Below are 3,168 nucleotides of genomic sequence, written 5' to 3' on the forward strand. Positions count from 1 at the left end.
CGACCCGCCCAAGGCGGCCGAGGCGCGCCCACGCCGCCACCGCCGACGAGGCGCTCAACAACGCGGCAAGCCGGACCCGAAGCCGGTTCAGCAGGCCTCGCTCGCGCCGGTGCCGCTGCCGCCGAGGAAGCCCGCGCCGCCGAAGGACGATCCCAAGCCCCAGGACGTCACCTCGCAGCGCGACTTCAACGCCGACGAGATCAAGCAGCTGCTGGACAAGCGCACGCCGACGCGCCAAGCGGCGAGCGCCAGCCAGGTCTCCACCACGCCTCGCTCGGCGCCCGCGCGGCGAGCAGGCGACCCTAAGCCAGAGCGAGATCGACGCCTTCCGCGCCCGCCTCCAGCAGTGCTGGATCACGCCCGGCGTGCCGGACGACGCGCTGTTCGTGCTGATCAACGTGTCGTTCCGCGAGGATGGCTCCATTGCCGGGCAGCCCGAGGTGCTCGGGGGCAGCCCCTCCGCCTTCTGGCGGCCGATCGCCGACAGCGCCATGCGCGCCTTGCTGCGCTGCCAGCCCTACACCATGCTCCGCAAGGAAAACTATCGTCAGTGGAAGGATATGGAGCTGAGATTCACGCCGAAGGGAGCCTGACATGCGCCCGGCCCGCTCGGCGGCGGAAGCCCGTTCCCTCCGGCCGGCACCCGGCCCGGCGGGCGCGAGCGCTTGCGCATCTCGCATCGTGACACTGACCCTGCCGCGGATGGATCCCAACCGGGGCAGGTGCGGTTCTCGTCTGAGGGACACCCGTCCCGACCGTTCCGCGTTCCCCTTTCTGCGCGCCCCCACCCGAAGCCGGCCCCGCCGCGCGGATGGACGCCGAAACCCTTCAGAGGTCCGACCAACGTGAAGCCGCCCGCCACGAGTTCCAGATTCGCGCTGACCCGCCGCAGCTTCGTGGCCGGCGCCGGTGGCCTTCTGGCCGCCGGCGCGACGCTCAGGGCCTCGCCGGCCGACGCCGCGTTGAAGCTCGACATCTCCGGCGGCGTGCCCCAGCCGATCCCGATCGCCATCACCGATTTCGTGGGAGAGGTGGAGCAGGGCCGCGCCATTTCCGGCGTCATCGCCGCCGACCTCAAGCGCTCCGGCCTGTTCGCGCCGATCGATCCCAAGGCGTTCGTGGAGCAGATCTCCAATCCCGACACGCCGCGCTTCCAGGACTGGCGCGTCATCAACGCGCAGGGCCTCGTCACCGGCCGCGTCGCGCGCCAGCAGGACGGGCGCTTCCAGGTGATCTTCCGGCTGTGGGATGTGTTCGCCGGCCAGCAGCTGGCGGCCCAGCAGTTCGTGGCGCAGCCGGAGAACTGGCGCCGCATCGCCCACATCATCGCCGACGCCATCTATGAGCGGCTGACCGGAGAGAAGGGCTATTTCGACACCCGCATCGTGTTCGTCGACGAGAGCGGCTCGAAGGAGCGGCGCATCAAGCGTCTCGCCATCATGGACCAGGACGGCGCCAATGTGAGCTACCTCACGCGCGGCGACCAATTGGTGCTGACCCCGCGCTTCTCGCCCACCAGCCAGGAGATCACCTACATGTCCTACGGACAAGGTGATCCGCGCGTGTTCCTGCTCAACATCGAGACCGGCCAGCGCGAGGTGGTGGGCAACTTCCCGGGCATGAGCTTTGCCCCGCGCTTCGCGCCGGATGGGCAGAAGGTCATCATGAGCCTGCAGCAGGGCAGCAATTCCAACATCTTCGTCATGGACCTGCGGTCGAAGGCCACCACCCGCCTCACCGACACGCCGGCGATCGACACCGCGCCCTGCTATTCGCCGGACGGGCGGCAGATCTGCTTCGAGAGCGATCGCGGCGGCTCCTCGCAGATCTACCTGATGAATGCGGACGGCTCCGGCGCGCGGCGCATCTCGTTCGGCAATGCCCGCTACTCGACGCCCGTCTGGTCGCCGCGCGCGACTGGATCGCCTTCACCCGGCAGGCGGAGGGCCGCTTCGCCATCGGCGTCATGAAGACCGATGGCTCGGGCGAGCGCGTGCTCACCGAGGGCTATCACAATGAGGGGCCGACCTTCGCCCCCAACGGCCGGGTCATCATGTTCTTCCGCGATCCCGGCGGCGCCGCGGGGCCGAACCTCTACACGGTGGACGTGACCGGCTACAACGAGCAGCGGGTGCCCACGCCGAGCTACGCCTCCGACCCCGCCTGGTCGCCGCTGCGCTCCTGAGGGCGCGGCGCGCCCGCAGGCACGGGCCAGCAGGAATAGGCCCGCACCAGCGACGGCCCCGGATCGCCCTCCCTGGCGCACGAACGCCGGGGAGGTTGCCCTCCCCGGCGCCGTGTGGGGTCGATCCGACCTTCCCTTGTGTTGTTGTTGTCTGGGCCCCGCGCTGAGCCCGGCCGCGCCGCGTCTACGTCATCCCCAGCAGCACCGCGCCAATGAAGGCCATGGCGGCGCCGAGCTTCAGGAGCGTCAAGACCTGCGTCACCGTCACCGGCTGCTCCCCGCATGATCGACCTCGCGGGGAAACCTAGCAAAGCGCGCCGGCCTGAAAAGACCTGAAATGTGCTGCGGCGCATGACTTCTCGCTGCGCCGCGAAAGCGCGGCCGGGCCAAGTAACTTGAGATTTTCATCTTTAGCCAAGCGTGCATCGCACGGGGCAACGGCTTGGCATACGTTATTTCACGCGGCGATGGCGCCTTCCACCAGCGCGGCGAGGCTCAGGGCCGCCCGGTCCCGCCCGAAACGGCCCACCAGCTGCACGCCCATGGGCAGCCCGTCGGCGCCGGTGAGGCCGGCGATATTGATGGTCGGACAGCCCATCAGCGTCCACAGCCGGTTGAACATGGGCGAGCCGGTGGAGGCGAAGCCCTCCGGCGCGGTGCCGGGCGCGGAGAAGGTGAGCAGCGCGTCCACCTCGCCGAACAGGGTGCCGAGCACGTGCCGCCCGCGCTTGCCGATGCGCCGCGCCTCGTCATAGGCCTCGGGCGTGATGGCGGACGCCTTCTCCAGGTGCGCCCGTAGCCCGTCGGACAGCTGGTCGCGGTGGTGGGTGAACTCGTCCATCAGCGCCAGCGCGGCCTCGAAGTCCTGGATCGTGCCGTGCGCCGCGTCGGCCGCCTCCAGTTCCTCCGGCAGGGTCGACGCTTGAGAGCCCCTCCCCGCTCGGCAAGGTGAGAAGATTGTGGTGCGCGACACAGCGCGCGCC

General features: G+C 69.8%; 2 protein-coding genes and 2 pseudogenes. 2 read left to right on the forward strand and 2 right to left on the reverse strand.

Annotated elements, in window-relative coordinates; all coding sequences use genetic code 11:
- Positions 1-87: 87 nt before the first annotated feature.
- Positions 88-267, reverse strand: coding sequence for a hypothetical protein (locus tag AC2W7M_RS22695; protein WP_486135123.1), 180 nt, complete (start codon positions 265-267; stop codon positions 88-90).
- Positions 268-365: 98 nt separating this feature from the next.
- On the opposite strand from AC2W7M_RS22695, the gene AC2W7M_RS22700 reads away from it, so the two are divergent.
- Together AC2W7M_RS22700 and tolB are read left to right on the forward strand one after the other, a co-directional pair.
- Positions 366-593 (forward strand): hypothetical protein, encoded by a 228-nt coding sequence (locus AC2W7M_RS22700; RefSeq protein WP_486135125.1) that lies wholly within the window; start codon positions 366-368, stop codon positions 591-593.
- Positions 594-845: 252 nt separating this feature from the next.
- A pseudogene (gene tolB, locus AC2W7M_RS22705) lies at positions 846-2,185 on the forward strand (Tol-Pal system beta propeller repeat protein TolB).
- Between the two features lie 457 nt (positions 2,186-2,642).
- Here tolB and AC2W7M_RS22710 read toward each other — a convergent pair.
- Positions 2,643-3,168: pseudogene (locus AC2W7M_RS22710) on the reverse strand (amidase); the annotation flags it as partial.

Source organism: Xanthobacter sp. BG11Y11_SDJG, from assembly GCF_057364445.1.